A 16,524-nucleotide genomic window follows, 5' to 3' on the forward strand; every position below is an offset into this window, starting at 1 on the left:
CCGGCGTTCGGACGAGACTACCGGCGTTCACCCGCAAATCCACCCTTACAGGGACGCATCCGGTGGTGGATGCGGCAGCGGATGGGCGCCCTGCGGGCGCAGTCCGTCGAAGATGATCGCGAGGTATCGCCGCCACAGGTCGGGCGGGGCGTCCGGCACGTAGCTCGTGACGTAGTTGGGCGCGCACATCAGCAGCACCACGTCGGTGCCGGTGACGTCGGCCCGCACGGCGCCCTGCCCGCGGGCCCGCTCGACGAGCCGGGCGACGGTGCTGTCCATCCGCTCGCGGGCCCGGACCACGTCCGGGCTCTGCCCGCCCGCCTCGTGCAGGAACGACAGGTCGCGCTGCTGGCGCTGGTGCGCGGCAACGGTGAGGAACTCCAGCAGCGCGGCGCCCGCGTCGTCGTGTGCCAGGAGGCGTTCGCCGGCCGCGACAAGCTCGTCGATGCGGTCGAGCACGATCGCTGCCAGCAGGTCGTCCTTGGTCGGGAAGTGCCGGAACACGGTCCCCTTGCCGAGCCCGGCCCGCCGGGCGATGTCGGCGACCGAGGCGTCCAGCCCCCGCTCGGCGAACTCGTCGGCGGCGGCCGCGAGTAGCAGCCGCCGGTTGCGGGCGGCGTCGGCACGCATCACGGGCGTCACGATAGCAAGTTGACCGCGCGGTCCGCTTAGCTCTAATGTGACCGCACGGTCCGCTTCTTGGAGGCTTACATGAAAGCAGTCGTCGTGACCGGCTACGGCCCGCCGGAGGAGTACACGGTGGGCGACGTGCCACAGCCACGGCCCGGCCCGGGCCAGATCCAGGTGCGCATCGCCGCCGCCTCGATCAACCCGGCCGACGTCCGCCTGCCCAGCGGCGAGTTTCGCGATGCGATGCCGCTGCCGTTCCCGCACGTGCCGGGCAACGACTTCGCCGGCACGGTGAGCGAGACCGGCCCCGGCGTGACGGCGTTCCGGGTCGGCGACGAGATCTTCGGTCAGGCGATACCCCGGGCGCTGCGCGCGATGGCCGGCGCGACCCGGCCGTCGCTGAGCACCGGATCGCTCGCCGAGTTCGCCGTGTTCGAGGCCGACACCCCGTTCCTGGCCCACCGCCCGGCCGGGCTCGGCGTCGAGGAGGCGGCCGCCCTGCCGACCGTCGGGCTCACCGCCCGGGCGCTCATGGCCACCGCCGGCGTGCGGCCCGGCGAGACGGTCCTGGTCGTCGGGGCCACCGGCGGCGTCGGCACCGCGGTCGTCCCGCTGCTCGCCGCGGCCGGTGCGCGGGTGGTCGCGACCGCCACCGACGCCGACGCGGACGTCCTGCAGGCGCTGGGCGCCGCCGAGACGATCGGCTACGCGGAGTCCGGCTACCCGGCGGGCGTCGACGCCGCGTTCAACCTGACCCTGCCGAGCGACCGTCTCCAGGGCGTGGCCGCCGCCGTGCGCCCCGGCGGCCGCGTGCTCACCATCACCTTCCCGGTGCCGGAGCCCGGCTGGCTCGGCCGGCCCGACGTCGACCTGCGGTTCGTGCTCGACATGGACGGCGCGCTCGGCGGCATGCGCGAGGTGGCGGACCTGGCCGCGGGCGGCGGCCTGCCGGCGACGATCGGCCGCCGGTACACCCTGGACCAGGGCCCGCAGGCCTGCGTCGACTTCGCCCGCCGGCACACGACCGGCAAGCTCGTCGTGACGACATAGGCCCTGTCCGCCGCCCGGGTCGACCTGGCGGCGGTTCGGAGGAGTCGCGGGCGCCCGCGATTGACACGGTGCGCGGTGGTGCCCACCCTGGGCGGGCACCACCGGGTCGTCATGTTCGAGGAGTCACCGCACCGTGCCCTACCGTCACCGGCTGGCGATCGCCGCCGTCCTCGCGATCGCCGCCGTGCTGGCCTGGGCGGCGCCCCGTGTCGCAGCGAGCGACGGCCGGGTCGTCCGCGGCGTGTCGCTGGTCAACGACGCGACCGGCCGGCCGGTCCTGGGGCTGAGCCCGCTCACCGGCGGCACCGTCGTCGACCCGTCCCGGCTGGCCGGCGTCAGCCTGCGGGCCGACCTCGCCGCCGGTGCCCGTCCCGGCGGCGTGACCCTCACCCTGGACGGCGGGGCGCCCACCGCGGCGCCGTCCGTCCCGCTGCCGGCCGCGCCCGGCGCGCACACCCTGACCGCCCGGGCGGGCTCGGGCCCCGCGTACTCGGTCCGCTTCACGGTCGGCCCGGCCGCGCCGCCGGCCGTCGACGTGCTGTTCGTGGGCAACAGCCTGCTCGGTACCGTGGCCGACGCCTCCGGCGAGAACACGCCGGCCCTGGTGCGCCACCTGGCGTCGGCCACGGGCCGCACGCTGCACGCCACCGAGGTCATCCACTCCGGCTACACGCTGCGCCGGCACCTGGACGACGCGGCCGTGCGGACGGCCCTCAACGGCGACCGCCAATACGACGCCATCGTGCTCCAGGAGTACAGCACGCTGGTGGCGACCGACCCGTCCGCCGCGACGGCCACGCTGCTCGACGCGTACGCCCCGATGTTCGCCCGCACGCTGAAGCCGGGCGGCCGGGTCGTGCTGTTCAAGAACTGGGCCCTGGTCGACCCGTCCCCGTTCCCGACCCGGGACGCCGCGAAAGCCGCGATCGACGCCACCTACGCCGCCCTGTCGGCCGCCCTGTCGGCCACCCTGGACACCCCGAACCTGCTCGCGCCGATCGGCGACGCGTTCGAGACCGTCATCGCCGACCGCGGCACGGCCTACCTCATCGCCCCCGACGGCAAGCACCCCAACCAGACCGCGATCTATCTCGACGCGGTGACCCTGTACGGCATCCTGTGCCGCGAGTCGCCCCGTGACCTCCCGGACCTGTACCTGACCGCGCCTGACGCCTCGTACCTCCGCGACGTGGCGGCCACCGCGATCGGCTACTGAACATCTGCTGGTGACCCGCTAGTCGCGCCGCGGGGCGACCGGGGCGCTCAGGCCGACCGTGAACAGGCGCTGGTCGACCTCGTTCAGGGCCAGGCGCAGGGCGCCCAGGGCCACGCTGTCGGCGCCCAGGGTCGAGGCCCGCACGTCCGGCACGCGCAGGCACAGCTTCTGCAGCTCGCGGTGCAGCGGCTCCAGGACCAGGTCCGCGGAGCGGGAGAAGCCGCCGCCGTAGACCACGACCTGCGGGTCCAGGGCCAGGACCAGGGCCGCGGTGCCGATCGCCAGGTCCTTCACGTAGCGGCTCACCGCCGTGCGGGCGTCGCGGTTGCCGGCCCGGGCCGCGTTGAAGACCCAGGCCGCGGCGTCGTCCGGGCTCACCGTGGTCGGGACGCCGGGGCAGCTCTGCAGGTGCGCCGGGGCGGTCAGCCAGCGGACGGCCTTCAGGGCGCCGATCTCGCCCGCGGCGCCGCCGTAGCCGCGGCGCAGGACGCCGTCGATGATGAGGCCGGCGCCCAGGCGCATGCCGGCGAGCAGGAACACGATGTCGTTCGCGTCGCGGGCCGCGCCCTGCCAGCGCTCGGCGAGGGCGGCCAGCTTGCAGTCGTTCTCGACGATGATCGGGCAGGTGAAGCGGTCGCTCAGGTGGGCCGCGAGGTCGACCGTCCGCCAGCCGGGCAGCGGGGTGAACAGCGTGGTCTTCCCGGAGGCGTCGACCGGGCCGGTGACGCCGACGGTGACCGCCCAGATGTCGGCCGGGTCCTTGCCGGACTCCTCCAGGGTCGCGGCGAGGACCTGGTCGAGGGCGGCGAGCCGCTCGGCCGGGTCGGCGTCCGCGGCGACCGCGCACCGCGCCGTGTGCACGACGTTGCCGTCGAGGTCGGCCAGCAGCACCAGGATCTTGTGGGCGCCGACGTCGACGCCGATGACGTGGCCGGCGGTGGCCCGGAAGCGGTACCGCCGGGCCGGCCGGCCGACCGTGCTGCTCCCGCCGGGCTCGACGACCGTCGCCCAGCCGCTGCTGACCAGGCCCTGCGCGATCACGTCGACCGCGGGGCGGGACAGCCCGGTCAGGTTGGCCAGCTCGGTGACCGTGGTCGGCGGCTGGTCGCGCAGCGCCCGGACCACCGTCAACGAGTTCAGCTCCCGCAGCCGCGACAGGTCGGTGCCGGCGATGACCTGGTCTGTCACGGTCTGCCCTTCGGGTCGGTGAACGTAATATTGCTATGATGTTTACAAACTCCCCGGAGGAGCGCAAGTCCCGGCGCCGCGCGACCGCGGCGCCGGGACGTGGGGTTTCAGTTGCTGAACGAGATGCTGTCGATCGTGATGGCGCTGTTGCCGCCGAACCAGAAGCCCATGGCGAGCTGGGCGGGACTGGCCCGGTTGATGCCGTTGGCGGCGAGCGGGATGCGTACCTCCTGGTAGGCGGTGGTGATGACGGGGTGTGCGCCGCCGTCGAGGGTGTAGTCGCCGAAGACCTTCGTGGTGCCGCCGAGGCCGAGGTTGAAGTGAGTCTGCTCGCCACCCACCGCGCCCTTGATGCGGACGACGAGGTAGGTGTAGCCGGTCAGGTCGGTGCCGACGTCGCTGCCGAACCAGCCGCAGTTGTTGTACTGCAGGGTGAGCGCTCCGCCGGTGACGGCGCCGCTGCCGCTGCCGTTGAGGAAGCAGTTGCCGCCGGTCCACTTGCCGAGGTCGTTCTGGGCGGCTGACGGGTAGGCCGGCGAGCCGTCGAAGTCGTCGAGGACCAGCCCCGGCGGCGTCGGGGGCGCGGTCGCCGCGGTCACCGGCGCCGATGCCGGGGAGAGGTTGCCGGCCGCGTCCCGGGCCCTGACGGTGTACGTGTACGAGCCGGCCGCCAGGCCGGTGTCGGTGTACGACGTGCCGGTCACCGTCGTGCGCAGGACGCCGTCGCGGTACACCTGGTAGCCCGTGACGCCGACGTTGTCGGTCGAGGCGGTCCACGACAGCGCGATCGACGTCGGTGTCGTCGCCGTGACCGCCAGGCCGCCCGGCGTGGACGGCGCCGCGCAGTCGGTGCAGCCGACGCCGACCGTCACCGCGTTGCTCGCCGCCGATTCGTTCCCGGCCGCGTCGCGGGCCCGCACGGTGTAGGTGTGCGACCCGGCCGGCACGGCGGTGTCGGTGTACGAGGTGCCGGTGACCGTCGTGCGCAGGACGCCGTCACGGTAGACCGCGTAGCCGGTCACCCCGACGTTGTCGGTCGCGCCGCTCCAGGACAGCGACACGGACGACGACGTCGACCCGGTGACCGTCACCGCCGGGGCCGTCGGTGCCACGCAGTCCGCGGTGCACGAGCCGACCGTGATGGCCGGCGTCAGCACGTTGTACCCCTTGGCCGCGTCCCAGAGGCCCGTGTTGGCCAGCCGGACCGAGTAGGCCGGGTTCGCCCGCAGGCCGCTCGCCTGGTCGGGCAGCCAGAGCGCGAGCTTGTACGTGCCGGCCGCCATGGCCGGCAGTGTGACCGTCCGGGTCGGCACGACGGAGGCGCCCGGCCGCCAGGTGCGCGGGTCGAGGCCGGTGAGCGGGACGTCGTAGCGGTTCGTGCCGTTGTCGAAGACCAGGAACACCGGGCGGGCCTTCACGATGCCCGCGTAGCCGTCGTTGGCCAGGTGGGCGGCGAAGGTGAACGGCGCGCCGGCGGTGGCCTGCGCGGTCCAGGTGGCGTCGGTGAGGCGCAGCCGGTAGCCGAGCTTGCGCTCGACCCGGTGGAACAGCGTCTCGGCCGGGTCGGCGCCGGACGCCGGCAGCTGCGCCGCCTTCCAGATGTCGATGTTGACCGGGGCGTAGTCCTCGTTGATCTCGGTCCAGTGCTGGTGCGACAGCTCGAACTGGGCGTTGACCCCGGCGGCGTCGTTGGCGCCGCTCGAGTTGCAGGTCTCCCCGCCGACGAGCTTGTTGCCGCCGGTGGACGTCGCCATGTCGTACACCCACTGCTTCTTCGTGGCCACGTCGAACCAGCCCAGCCAGGAGTTCTGGTCGTACGTGCCCATGTCGGCCGAGTCGGCCAGGAAGCAGTCGTCGTGGAAGCCGAGCCGGTCGAAGTCCTGGGTGGTCATCAGGCAGTTGTCCGGCAGCGGGCAGCCGGGCGGCGGCGTGGTGCGCTGGGCGAACTCGTAGTTGAAGATGGGGTACCGCACGGCGATCGGGATCGTCGCCGGCGTGCTGCTGAGCAGCTTCTTCACCAGGCGGTACCGCACGGGCGCCTGGCTCTCCTCCGAGGAGGCCGTGTAGGGGCTGGAGTGCCACTCGCCCCACGCCCCGAAGAACCCGCCCTCGATGTGCATGATGACGTCGGCGTTCGCCGCCAGCACCGGGGCCAGCTGGTCGAGGTGCCGCTCCATCTGCGGCTCGGTAACCGCGGAGTACCCGTCCCAGACGTAGGCGAACCGCAGCACGATCTTCATGCCCTGGGCCCGGATCGCGGCCAGGCCGGTCCCGAGGTTGTCGAGCAGGGCCGGCGGCAGGTCGCTCGTCTGGTACTTGTCGAGGTGGACGTAGCTGTGGACGAGCGTGTTCCCGGCCGCGTGGGCCCGGGCGAACGTGCGGTCGAGCATGTCGGGGTTGAAGCCGGGGATGGTGTTGCTCGCGTAGTCGTTGACCGATACGTCGTTGACGATCTCGTACCGGTTGTGGAAGCCGCGCTCCGGGTTGGTGAACACGGTCGCGGTGTCGGCGGTGAAGGTCACGGTCGTGGTCGGCGCGTCGGCGAAGGCGCTCGGTGCGCCGGTGAGTGCGAGGGCCAGCGCGGCCGCCGCGGCAATTGTCCGTCTCAACGGAACCTCAGTTCGTGAAGGAGAAGCCGTCGATGGTGATGCTGCTGTTGCCGCCGTACCAGAAGCCCATGGCGAGCTGGGCCGGGCTGTTGCGGCTGATGCCGTTGGCGACCAACGGGATCCTGATGTCCTGGTAGGCGGTGGTGATGACCGGATGCGCGCCACCGTCGAGGGTGAAGTCGCCGAACACTTTCGTGGTGCCGCCGAGGCCCAGGTTGAAGTGGGCCTGCTCGCCACCCGATGCGCCCTTGATGCGGACGACCAGGTAGGTGTAGCCGGTCAGGTCGGTGCCGACGTCGCTGCCGAACCAGCCGCAGTTGTTGTACTGGAGGGTGAGTGCGCCGCCGGTCACGGCGCCGCTGCCGCTGCCGTTGAGGAAGCAGTTGCCGCCGGTCCACTTCCCGAGGTCGTTCTGCGCCGCAGACGGGTAGGCCGGCGAGCCGTCGAAGTCGTCGAGCACCAGGCCGGGCGTGGACTGGGTGGAGGTCGTGACGGTCAGCGGGGCCGACGCGGCCGAGGTGTTGCCCGCCGCGTCGTAGGCCTGCACGGTGTACGTGTAGGCGGTCGACGCGGTGAGGCCGCTGTCGGTGTACGACGTCGTCGCCGTGGTGCCGACCTGCGTGCCGCCGCGCAGCACGCGGTAGCCGGTGACGCCGACGTTGTCGGTCGACGCATTCCACGTCAGCGACACGCTCGAGGACGTCTTCGCCGGCGAAGCCAGCCCGGTCGGGGCCGACGGCGCTGTCGTGTCGGTGCCGCCGCCGGTGCCGACGCTCATGGCGCCGAGGCCGAGCCACCCGTCGGCGTTCTGGGTGGCGTTGCCGAAGCGGAGCTTCTTCGCGGCCGGGCTGAGGGCCTCCAGGGGGTTCTTCACCCGCAGGACGAGCTGGTACGAGCCGGAGGCCACGCCGGCCAGGCTGACGCTCGACTGGAAGTACTGCGGGTAGCCGAAGTCCCGGTAGGTGGGGTCGACGCCGACACCCCAGTCCGGGAACGCCCGGATCTTCAGCGGCTGCACGGTCCGCAGGTCCCACGGCGTGTCCCAGGTCTTCACCACCGTGCCGGCCGAGTTCTTCAGCCCGAGCGTCATCGTCCACGGGTAGTAGAACGGGGCGACGCCGTTGTTGACGATCGTGACGCCGACGGTCGCGCTGCCGGAGGCGGTGTTCGTGAAGTAGGCGTGGGTGGCGGTGAGGTCGTAGCCCATGAGCCGCACCGCGGCCGCGACGTTCGGGTCCGACGCGGCGTAGCTCTGGCTGGTCTGGTTGATCTTCCACGTGGTGTGCTCGAGCTCGATGCAGGCCTTCATGTTGTCGACCTGGCCGGAGCCGCCGGGCCACGCGGTGAACGCGGAGCTCTGGATCTCGGGGCGGACCTCGCCGCCCATCGAGTCGGTGACCCACTTGTTCTCCACGCCCATGTTCAGCGCGCGCTGCAGCTGCGAGTAGCTCGCGCCGCCCATCGACTGTGGCAGGGTCACGCCGGCCAGCGGCGAGCCCTCCCGGTAGCAGAACGAGTCGTCGTGGTAGCCGATCCGGCGGGCGTTGGCGGCGCCGCCGGCCGAGTCGGGGTAGCGGATCTCCAGCTTCGTCGTGTTGAACGCGGTGTCGAAGGCCTGGACGATCTGCGCCCCGTGCGCGTCGGTCGGCATCAGGTTCGGGTAGCCGTCGGCGGTGTCGGTGTCGAACGGCCACGTGTGCCACTCGCCCCACAGGCCGACGATGCCGAGGTTGATGAAGCCGATGCGCGGGTCGCCGTCGTAGCGGGCGCCGAACGCGGCGATGAAGTTCGTGAGCGCGCTGAGCAGGTAGGGGCTGTCGTAGTCGGGCGAGGTGGTGCCCCAGAACGTGTTGGTGCGGTAGGTGACGTGGCCGTCGAAGCAGTGCGGGATCGCGTTGCCCGGGTGGCTGCCGGTGCCGCCGGGGTACTCCAGGTAGAAGCGGATGGCGGCCTGGTTGCCGTACGAGGCGATCTCGTTCAGCGCGTTGTCCACGATGGACCAGTCGTAGGCCGCGCAGTTGCCGGCGCTGGTCATCACCTCGGAGAGGCCGAAGTAGCTCCAGGCCAGTGACCGTGGGTAACCGAGGCTCTGGTTGTCGCCGGGAAAGTAGAACCGGGCGAAGCCCTTCAGCGGGTTGTCGAGCGGGCTGGGGGCGGCGGTCAGCGGGTGGTCGGTGAGCGACGGGCCGGGGCTGCCCGGCACGGCCGGGCGGGCCGGCGGGCCCGCGGGAGCGGCGAGGGCGCCGGGTGGCGCCAGGGCGAGCACGGCACTGGCGGCGACCGTGCAGAGTGCGGCGGCGAGCGCGAGGCGGCGCCGCCGCGGGGCGGTGCGCATGGATGGACCTCCGGGAAGTTGGATGCCTGATACGAAGAGGTGTTGACAAACTTTCCCTGAGCTTCATCATTATTAGCGGCCGTCCACCCCCGGCCGCAAGACGCAAAATTCGACAGCGGTCGATCGATGAAACGAGGCCGGATCGTGACGATGCGTAACTCCGTGGCGGTGACCGCGCCGCTCGCACCGGACCCGCCCGGCGGGCCGCCCGTCGCCGGTCCGCGTCGCCGCCATCGCGACGACCGCCGGGTCGCGTGGCTGTTCCTGCTGCCCGTGCTCGCCGGCTTCGCGGTGTTCTACCTGTACCCGACGATCCGCGGCGTCTGGTACTCGTTCACCGACTACAGCCTGCTCAACACCCCGTCGTACGTCGGTGGCGACAACTACGCCAAGCTCGTCACCGACGAGCAGTTCTGGAAGTCGCTGCGCCTCACCGCCTGGTACGTGCTGCTCAACATCGGCTCGCAGACGCTGCTCGCGCTCGTCATCGCCGCGCTCATGCACCGGCTCACGCGGTCGGTCGTGCTGCGGGCCACGCTGCTGCTGCCGTGGCTGGTGCCCAACGTGACCGTCGCCCTGCTGTGGATGTGGATGCTCGACTCCAACCTCGGCTTCGTCAACCACCTGCTCACCGCGGCCGGCCTGGACAGCCAGGGCTTCTTCACCTCGCCCGGCCAGGCGTTGCCGACCATCGCGCTCGTCAACACCTGGGCCTACACCGGCTACACCGCGCTGCTGCTCTACGCCGGCATGCTGCAGATCCCGCAGCACCTCTACGAGAGCGCCGCCCTGGACGGCGCCGGCGAGCTGCGGATGTTCCGCCGGATCACGCTGCCGCTGCTGCGCCCGATCCTCGCCCTGGTGCTCGTCGTGTCGCTGATCGGCTCGTTCCAGATCTTCGACACCGTCGCCGTCAGCGACCGCTTCGTGCCGGTCGGCGCCGCCCGGGTCATCTACTTCTACATCTACCAGCAGGCCTTCTCGTACTTCCACATGGGCTACGCCGCGGCGGTCGCCATGGTGCTGGTGCTGATCCTCGGTGTGCTCACCGCCGTGCAGATGTGGCTGCTGCGCGCCTCACGTTCCGACCTCTCGTGATCCGATCCCACTTGAAGGGCCGTCACATGTCCCGCCGCCTGACGCCCGGCCGGCTGCTGGCCTGGACCGTCCTGGTCGTGTTCCTCGCCGTCACGATCCTGCCGTTCTACTGGATGGTCCGTACCGCGATTACGCCCGCCGCCGACCTCTACACCGACAGCACCGGCCTCGTGCCCCAGCACCCGACGATGATCAACTTCTGGCGCGTCCTCGGCTTCGTCGACGACGAGACCGCGCGGGCCGCCGGTGGTTCCGGGGCGAAGATCAACTTTTGGCGGTACACCGTCAACTCCCTCATCTACAGCGGGCTCATCGCGGTCGTGCAGACGTTCTGCTGCGCCATGGCCGGCTACGCCTTCGCCCGCCTGCGCTTCCCCGGTCGTGACCTCCTCTTCGGGGTCATGATCGCGGCGCTCATGGTGCCGCCGATCTTCACGCTGCTGCCCAACTTCGCCCTGGTCAAGAACCTCGGCCTGATCAACACCTTCGCCGGCATGGTCGCGCCGTCGCTGCTCATGACGCCGTTCGCCGTGTTCTTCCTGCGCCAGTTCTTCCTGTCCGTGCCCCGGGAGGTCGAGGAGGCGGCGGTCATCGACGGGGCCGGCCGGTGGGGCATCTTCTGGCGGGTCATCGTGCCGATGAGCCGCGGGCCGCTCATCACCATCGCGCTCACCACCTCGGTATGGGCGTGGAAGGACTACCTCTGGCCGCTGCTCGTCGGCCGCGGCGAGGAGAACCGGGTGCTCACCGTGGCGCTCGGCGTGTTCCTCCAGCAGTCACCCAACACCCGGCCGGACTGGACCGGCCTCATGGCCGGCTCGACGCTGTCCGTCCTGCCCGTCCTCCTGTTGCTGATCTTCCTCGGCAAGCGGCTGGTGCAGTCGCTGAACTTCACCGGCATCAAATGACACCCCCCGTGACACCCCTGCCCAAATCCGTGAAAGGGAACCCGATGTCCAGACGACTCCGTTCCGCGGCGGCGCTGACCGTCGCGGCGCTCGCCCTGCCGCTCGCCGCCTGCTCGGGCGAGTCCGGCGAGGACGGTGGCAACGTCGTGCTCAACTACTGGCTCTGGGACGACAAGCAGCAGCCGGCCTACCAGGCCTGCGCCGACGAGTTCACCAAGGCCAACCCCGGCGTCACCATCAAGTTCACGCAGACCGCGTGGGCGCAGTACTGGCAGAACCTCACCACCCAGCTGGCCGCCGGCGCCGCGCCCGACGTCTGGACCGACCACGCGTCGTACTATCCGCAGTTCGTCTCCAGCAACCAGATCCTCGACATCCAGCCGTACGTCGACCGCGACAAGGTGGACCTCTCGCAGTACGCGGGTGGCCTGGCCGACCTGTTCGTCAAGGACGGCAAGCGCTACGGCCTGCCGAAGGACTGGGACACCATGGCCGTCGTCTACAACACCAAGCTCGTCACCGACGCCGCCGGCCTGGACAAGCTCACCTGGAACCCGGCCGACGGCGGCACGTTCGAGCAGGCGATCGCCAAGGCGTCCGTCGACGCGCAGGGCCGCAACGGCCTCGACCCGGCCTTCGACAAGAACAACGTCAAGGTCTACGGCTTCCTGCCGGAGTGGGCCGACGGCTCGCAGGGCCAGAACGGCTGGGGTGACCTGGCCGTGAGCAACGGCTTCACGTACCTCGACAAGAACCCGTGGGGCACGAAGTACAAGTTCGACGACCCCAAGCTGGCCGAGACCATCGCCTGGTTCAAGAAGCTCATCGACAAGGGCTGGGCGCCGAAGTTCGACAAGCAGTCCACCCTCGGCCGCGACGCCGTGATGGACGCCGGCGGGGCCGCGTTCACCATCGTCGGCTCCTGGACCATCAGCTCGTACCTCGGCACGGGCGCCAAGCAGCAGTACGCCTTCGCGCCGCTGCCCACCGGCCCGCAGGGGCGCAAGACCGCCATCAACGGCCTGTCCGACGCGATCTACGCCGGCACCAAGCACCCGGACCAGGCGTGGGCCTGGGTGAAGTTCCTCGGCTCGTCCGCCTGCCAGGACATCGTCGGCGAGAAGGCGGTCGTGTTCCCCGCCATCAAGTCCGGCGCCGAGAAGGCCCTCGCCGCCCACAAGGCGGCCGGCCGGGACGTGCACGTCTTCACCGACGAGGCCGCGGCGCCCGGCGGGACGTTCTTCCTGCCGATCAGCGACCACGGCAACGAGGTCAGCCAGATCGTGCAGGACGCCATCCAGTCGGTCGCCCTCGGCCAGGCCGCCCCGGCCGACGCGCTGAAGAAGGCCAACGACCAGGTCAACGCCCTGTTCAAGTAGACCACCTGGTGGGGGTGCCGGGGGCACCCCCACCGCCTGCGAAGGAGAACCATGGCACAGCTCGTGGAGCTCGGCGGACGCTCGTTCGCCCTCCAGCACTCCGGCCAGGGCGCACCGCGGCCGGTCCCCGGCGGCGTCCTGCTGCCCCCGGGCCGGGTCGCGGTCCTGCACGGACTCGACGACGCATCGTTCTACCGGCACGGGCAGAACTCGTGGAGTCCCTGCGGCTGGCGGCCGCTGAGCCAACCTCCGCTGCGTGTGCCGAACCCGGCCCGGCTCGTCACCGCGGACGACCCCGCGTTCGACGACCCGTCCCGGCACCACTCGTCGGCGGTCGCCGCGCTGCACGGCGCCGACGGCTCCACGCTCCTGCTCGGCGCGCTGGGCCTGGACACCCCGCGGCTCGTCGCCGACCGCGACACGCTCACCGGCTGGTACGCGACCGGCGGGGCCGACTGGTTCCTCGCCCACGGCGCCGAGCAGGACGTGTTCGCCGCCTACGCCGACCGGCTCGCCGAGCGGTTCGGCGTGCGCGGCCGCCGGGCCGGCAACGTCTGGTGCAGCTGGTACGCCTACTACGAGAACATCACCGAGGCCCAGCTCGCCAAGGACGTCGCCGACCTGGCCGGGCTGCCGTTCGACGTCGTGCAGATCGACGACGGCTGGGAGGAGAAGGTCGGCGACTGGGAGCCCAACGCGAAGTTCCCCAGCGGCATGCGCAGTCTCGCCGACCGCATCGCCGACGCCGGCTTCACCCCCGGGCTGTGGCTCGCCCCGTTCATCGCGCTGCCCGGCTCGCGGCTGGCCACCGAGCGCCCGGAGCTGCTGCTGCGCTCGGCCTCCGGTGCGCCCGTCGTCGCCGGCTACAACTGGGGCGGCCCCTACTACGCGCTCGACCTCACCCTGCCGGCCGCGCGGGACCACGTCGCCGACCTGATCCGGACCGTCGTGCACGACTGGGGTTTCCGGTACCTCAAGCTCGACTTCATCAACGCCGCGGCCGCCCACCTCCCGGGGCGCCACCGCGAGCAGGTGTACCGCGACGGGCTCGCCCTCATCCGCGAGGTCGCCGGCGACGACGTCTACCTGCTCGGCTCCGGCGCGATCCTGCTGCCCTCGCTCGGCCTGCTCGACGGCCTGCGCAGCGGCCCCGACGTGGCCCCGATGTGGGACAACTACGCCTCGGTCGACCCGTCCGACGCCACCGCCCGCAACGCCGTCGTCAACAGCGTCCACCGGCTGTGGCAGTCGCCGCTCCTGCAGGTCGACCCGGACGTCGTCTACTTCCGCAGCAAGCTCAACCTGCTCACCGGCCAGCAGCTGCGGTGGCTGCGCGACCTCGCCGACGTCTGCGGCTTCCGGGCTGTCTCCGACCCGCCGAGCTGGCTGACCCCGGCCGAGCTGGAGGACCTGCGCGAGTACCTCGACACCACCCCCGTGATCCGCCGGCTGGACCGCTACCGGTACACCGTCGACGGCCGCGAGGTCGACTTCGGCCCGGCGGTGGCGACCGGCACGGGCGACCAGCTGTACCCCATCTCGTGAGGCTCCCATGGTCGCTCCCCACGAGGCGCCGATGCTGCCGGCCGTCCGGCACCGGCGGATCCTCGAACTGCTGGCCCAGCGCGAGTACGTGACGGTCACCGAGGTCAGCGACGCGACGGGAGCGTCGCTGGCCACCACCCAGCGGGATCTGGCCCGGCTGGCCGGCTCCGGCGCGCTGACCCGGATCCGCGGCGGCGCGACCCGGCCGCAGCCGACCCGCGGCGACGCCCGCCTGGTGGCCGCCTGCCTGGTCCGGGTCCGCAGCGCCCTCGACCGGCACGACCTCACCGCCGCCGAGCAGGCGCTGCACCAGGCGCTGCAGGCCTGCGAACGGATGCGCCGGTACCCTTCGGCGAATGGGACTGCGTGAGGATCTTGTCGAGCTGCGGCGCGAGCTGCACCGCCACCCGGAGATCGGCCTCGACCTGCCGGCGACCCAGCGACGGGTGCTCGCCGCGCTGGACGGCCTGCCGCTGGAGGTGAGCACCGGCACGGGCCTGTCGTCGGTGACGGCGGTGCTGCGTGGGGGAGCCCCCGGGCCGGTCGTGCTGCTGCGCGGCGACATGGACGCGCTGCCGGTGCACGAGGCCGCCGACGTGCCGTTCGCCTCCACGGTCCCGGGCGTGATGCACGCCTGCGGCCACGACCTGCACACGGCGGGGCTGGTCGGGGCGGCGCGGCTGCTCGCCGCGCGGCGCGCGGAGCTGGCCGGCGACGTGGTCTTCATGTTCCAGCCGGGCGAGGAGGGCCACGACGGCGCCGGGCTGATGATCGACGAGGGGGTGCTCGACGCCGCCGGCCGGCCCGCCGACTTCGCCTACGGCCTGCACGTGACGTCGGCCGACTTCCCGCGCGGCGTGTTCGCCAGCCGCCCCGGCCCGCTGATGTCGGCCGCCGCGGGGCTGTTCGTGCGGGTCGTCGGCGCGGGCGGGCACGGCTCGGCCCCGCAGGACGCCCTCGACCCGATCCCGGCCGCCTGCGAGATGGTGACCGCGCTGCAGACGATGGTGGGCCGCCGGTTCAGCCCGTTCGAGCCGGTCGTGGTCACGGTCGGCAGCTTCCACGCGGGCACACTGCGCAACATCATCCCCGATGAGGCGGTCTTCGAGGCTACGATCCGCACGTTCAGCACCGCCGCGGCCGAGCAGGTGGCCCGCGACTCGGTGCGGGTGTGCGAGGGCATCGCCGCCGCCCACGGGCTGCGGGCCGAGGTGCGCTTCGAGACGGAGTACCCGGCGACGGTCAACGACACCGCTTCGTACGAGTTCGTGGCCGACACCGTCCGCGACCTGTTCGGTGCCGAGCGGTTCCAGCACATGGAGCACCCGGATGCGGGGTCCGAGGACTTCTCCCGGGTGCTCCAGCGCGTGCCGGGCGCCTACCTGTTCCTGAGCGCCGCCGCCGGCGACGACCACACGGTCCTGCCGAGCAACCACTCGCCGCGGGCACTGTTCGACGACGGCGTCCTCTACGACGGCGCGGTCCTGCTCGCCGAGCTGGCGGCGCGCCGCCTGACGCGGGGGTAGCCGTCAGCCGGTGGTGACCTCGACGGTGACGGGGACCTGGTTGGTGATGACGTCGAGCACCGCGGAGCGGGCCTGCGACTGCTCGACCAGGCGGCGCAGGTCCTCGGCCGGGGCGTCGCCCTTGACCGTGAACCGGACCGTGATGCCCTGGTAGCCGTTGCGGACGGCCGGGTCGAGCCCGAGGATGCCGTTGAGGTCGATGTCGCCGGACACGGTCGAGCGGACCTCGGTGAGCCGGATGCCGCGGGCCGCGGCGATGTTGGCCAGGCCGGCGGTGAGGCAGGCGGCGAGGGCGTGCAGCACGTACTCGACCGGCGTGGGGCCGTTGTCCCGCCCGACCAGCACGACCGGGTGGTCGGCGTCGAACGTGAACGTCCGCTCGTGCTCACGTTCGTCGCCGACGCCGAAGTAGTCGTGGATGCTGCTGCGGCTGTGGGTGCCGCTGAGCCACTCGTTGTGCGCCCGGAACTGGAACCGGGCGGCCTGCGGTGCGGCCTTCACCGCGTCGATCGTGGCGAACAGGGTGGCCGTGTCGACGCCGTTGCGGGTGGAGTCGTTGAGTGCGGTGGACATGTCGGGTCCTTTCGGGTCGGATCAGTCAGCGGGACAGGGTGAGCAGGTCGGCCGCCGCCGTGTCGATCGCCACGGCGAGCCGCTTCTGCAGCTCGACGAAGCGCGGCACGGGCGGGTACGCGACCATTGCGAGGGTCAGGTCGAACAGCTCGCGCAAAGCGAGTTCGTGGCGGTGCCGGTAGCCGGCCAGCGCGGCCTGCTCGCCGGCCGTGCCGCGCAGCGCCGCGTCGAGGGCGCCGGCCAGCAGCTCGGCGTCGCGGTACGCGTCGCTGATGCCGTGGCCGGTCACCGCGTCGCGGTGGTAGGCGGCGTCGCCGACGAGCGCCCAGCCGGGGCCGTGGGGCGCGCGGCGCCCGTTGGGGGTGGGCGGGATGGCCGTGGGGGGGGGGATGGGTAGAGGGGGGGGGTGGGGGAGCGTTTTTATGTGTGGGTGTTTTTTTATGGGGGGGGGGTGTCAGTTTATAAAG

Annotated in this window: 14 protein-coding genes; 8 read left to right on the forward strand and 6 right to left on the reverse strand. The window is 72.0% G+C overall.

Annotated elements, in window-relative coordinates; genetic code table 11:
• Positions 1 to 45 precede the first annotated feature (45 nt).
• Positions 46 to 630, reverse strand: coding sequence for a helix-turn-helix domain-containing protein (locus ABZS66_RS39385; RefSeq protein ID WP_354766996.1), 585 nt, complete (start codon positions 628 to 630; stop codon positions 46 to 48).
• A gap of 81 nt (positions 631 to 711) precedes the next feature.
• On the opposite strand from ABZS66_RS39385, the gene ABZS66_RS39390 reads away from it, so the two are divergent.
• The gene (locus ABZS66_RS39390) at positions 712 to 1,680 is read left to right on the forward strand and encodes an NADP-dependent oxidoreductase (protein ID WP_354766972.1); all 969 of its coding nucleotides are present in this window, start codon (positions 712 to 714) and stop codon (positions 1,678 to 1,680) included.
• 133 nt (positions 1,681 to 1,813) lie between these two features.
• Positions 1,814 to 2,896 carry a hypothetical protein gene (locus tag ABZS66_RS39395; RefSeq protein ID WP_354766974.1) on the forward strand — a complete coding sequence of 361 codons (1,083 nt, stop codon included), beginning with the start codon at positions 1,814 to 1,816 and terminating at the stop codon, positions 2,894 to 2,896.
• A gap of 18 nt (positions 2,897 to 2,914) precedes the next feature.
• Here ABZS66_RS39395 and ABZS66_RS39400 read toward each other — a convergent pair whose 3' ends face one another.
• The 3 genes from ABZS66_RS39400 to ABZS66_RS39410 form a co-directional block, all read right to left on the reverse strand.
• On the reverse strand, positions 2,915 to 4,084 hold the full coding sequence (locus ABZS66_RS39400) for an ROK family protein (protein ID WP_354766976.1): 1,170 nt from the start codon (positions 4,082 to 4,084) through the stop codon (positions 2,915 to 2,917).
• Positions 4,085 to 4,191: 107 nt separating this feature from the next.
• Positions 4,192 to 6,693, reverse strand: a complete 2,502-nt coding sequence (locus ABZS66_RS39405; protein ID WP_354766978.1) for a DUF4832 domain-containing protein — start codon at positions 6,691 to 6,693, stop codon at positions 4,192 to 4,194.
• Between the two features lie 7 nt (positions 6,694 to 6,700).
• Positions 6,701 to 9,028, reverse strand: coding sequence for a fibronectin type III domain-containing protein (locus ABZS66_RS39410; RefSeq protein WP_354766980.1), 2,328 nt, complete (start codon positions 9,026 to 9,028; stop codon positions 6,701 to 6,703).
• A gap of 150 nt (positions 9,029 to 9,178) precedes the next feature.
• Here ABZS66_RS39410 and ABZS66_RS39415 point away from each other — a divergent pair, with 150 nt between their 5' ends.
• Genes ABZS66_RS39415 through ABZS66_RS39440 form a run of 6 tightly spaced genes read left to right on the forward strand, consistent with a single transcriptional unit; the run spans position 9,179 to position 15,484 of the window.
• Positions 9,179 to 10,126 (forward strand): sugar ABC transporter permease, encoded by a 948-nt coding sequence (locus tag ABZS66_RS39415; protein WP_354766998.1) that lies wholly within the window; start codon positions 9,179 to 9,181, stop codon positions 10,124 to 10,126.
• A 26-nt stretch (positions 10,127 to 10,152) separates the two neighbouring features.
• Positions 10,153 to 11,034 carry a carbohydrate ABC transporter permease gene (locus tag ABZS66_RS39420; protein WP_354766982.1) on the forward strand — a complete coding sequence of 294 codons (882 nt, stop codon included), beginning with the start codon at positions 10,153 to 10,155 and terminating at the stop codon, positions 11,032 to 11,034.
• Positions 11,035 to 11,078: 44 nt separating this feature from the next.
• A complete protein-coding gene (locus ABZS66_RS39425; protein WP_354766984.1) occupies positions 11,079 to 12,413 on the forward strand; it encodes a sugar ABC transporter substrate-binding protein in 1,335 nt (444 codons plus the stop codon).
• Positions 12,414 to 12,464: 51 nt separating this feature from the next.
• Entirely contained in the window at positions 12,465 to 13,958 is a 1,494-nt protein-coding gene (locus tag ABZS66_RS39430) for a glycoside hydrolase family 36 protein (protein ID WP_354766986.1), read from the forward strand.
• Positions 13,959 to 13,965: 7 nt separating this feature from the next.
• Positions 13,966 to 14,328, forward strand: coding sequence for a DeoR family transcriptional regulator (locus tag ABZS66_RS39435; protein ID WP_354766988.1), 363 nt, complete (start codon positions 13,966 to 13,968; stop codon positions 14,326 to 14,328).
• Positions 14,315 to 15,484 (forward strand): M20 family metallopeptidase, encoded by a 1,170-nt coding sequence (locus ABZS66_RS39440; RefSeq protein WP_354766990.1) that lies wholly within the window; start codon positions 14,315 to 14,317, stop codon positions 15,482 to 15,484. Before ABZS66_RS39435 ends, ABZS66_RS39440 begins: the two co-directional genes overlap by 14 nt.
• 3 nt (positions 15,485 to 15,487) lie before the next feature.
• Here ABZS66_RS39440 and ABZS66_RS39445 read toward each other — a convergent pair whose 3' ends face one another.
• Together ABZS66_RS39445 and ABZS66_RS39450 are read right to left on the reverse strand one after the other, a co-directional pair.
• Complete coding sequence (locus tag ABZS66_RS39445; protein WP_354766992.1) at positions 15,488 to 16,057, reverse strand: OsmC family protein; 570 nt, start codon at positions 16,055 to 16,057, stop codon at positions 15,488 to 15,490.
• Positions 16,058 to 16,082: 25 nt separating this feature from the next.
• The gene (locus tag ABZS66_RS39450) at positions 16,083 to 16,346 is read right to left on the reverse strand and encodes a hypothetical protein (RefSeq protein WP_354766994.1); all 264 of its coding nucleotides are present in this window, start codon (positions 16,344 to 16,346) and stop codon (positions 16,083 to 16,085) included.
• Positions 16,347 to 16,524 lie beyond the last annotated feature (178 nt).

The organism is Dactylosporangium sp. NPDC005572 (assembly GCF_040605515.1).
Lineage (GTDB): Bacteria > Actinomycetota > Actinomycetes > Mycobacteriales > Micromonosporaceae > Dactylosporangium.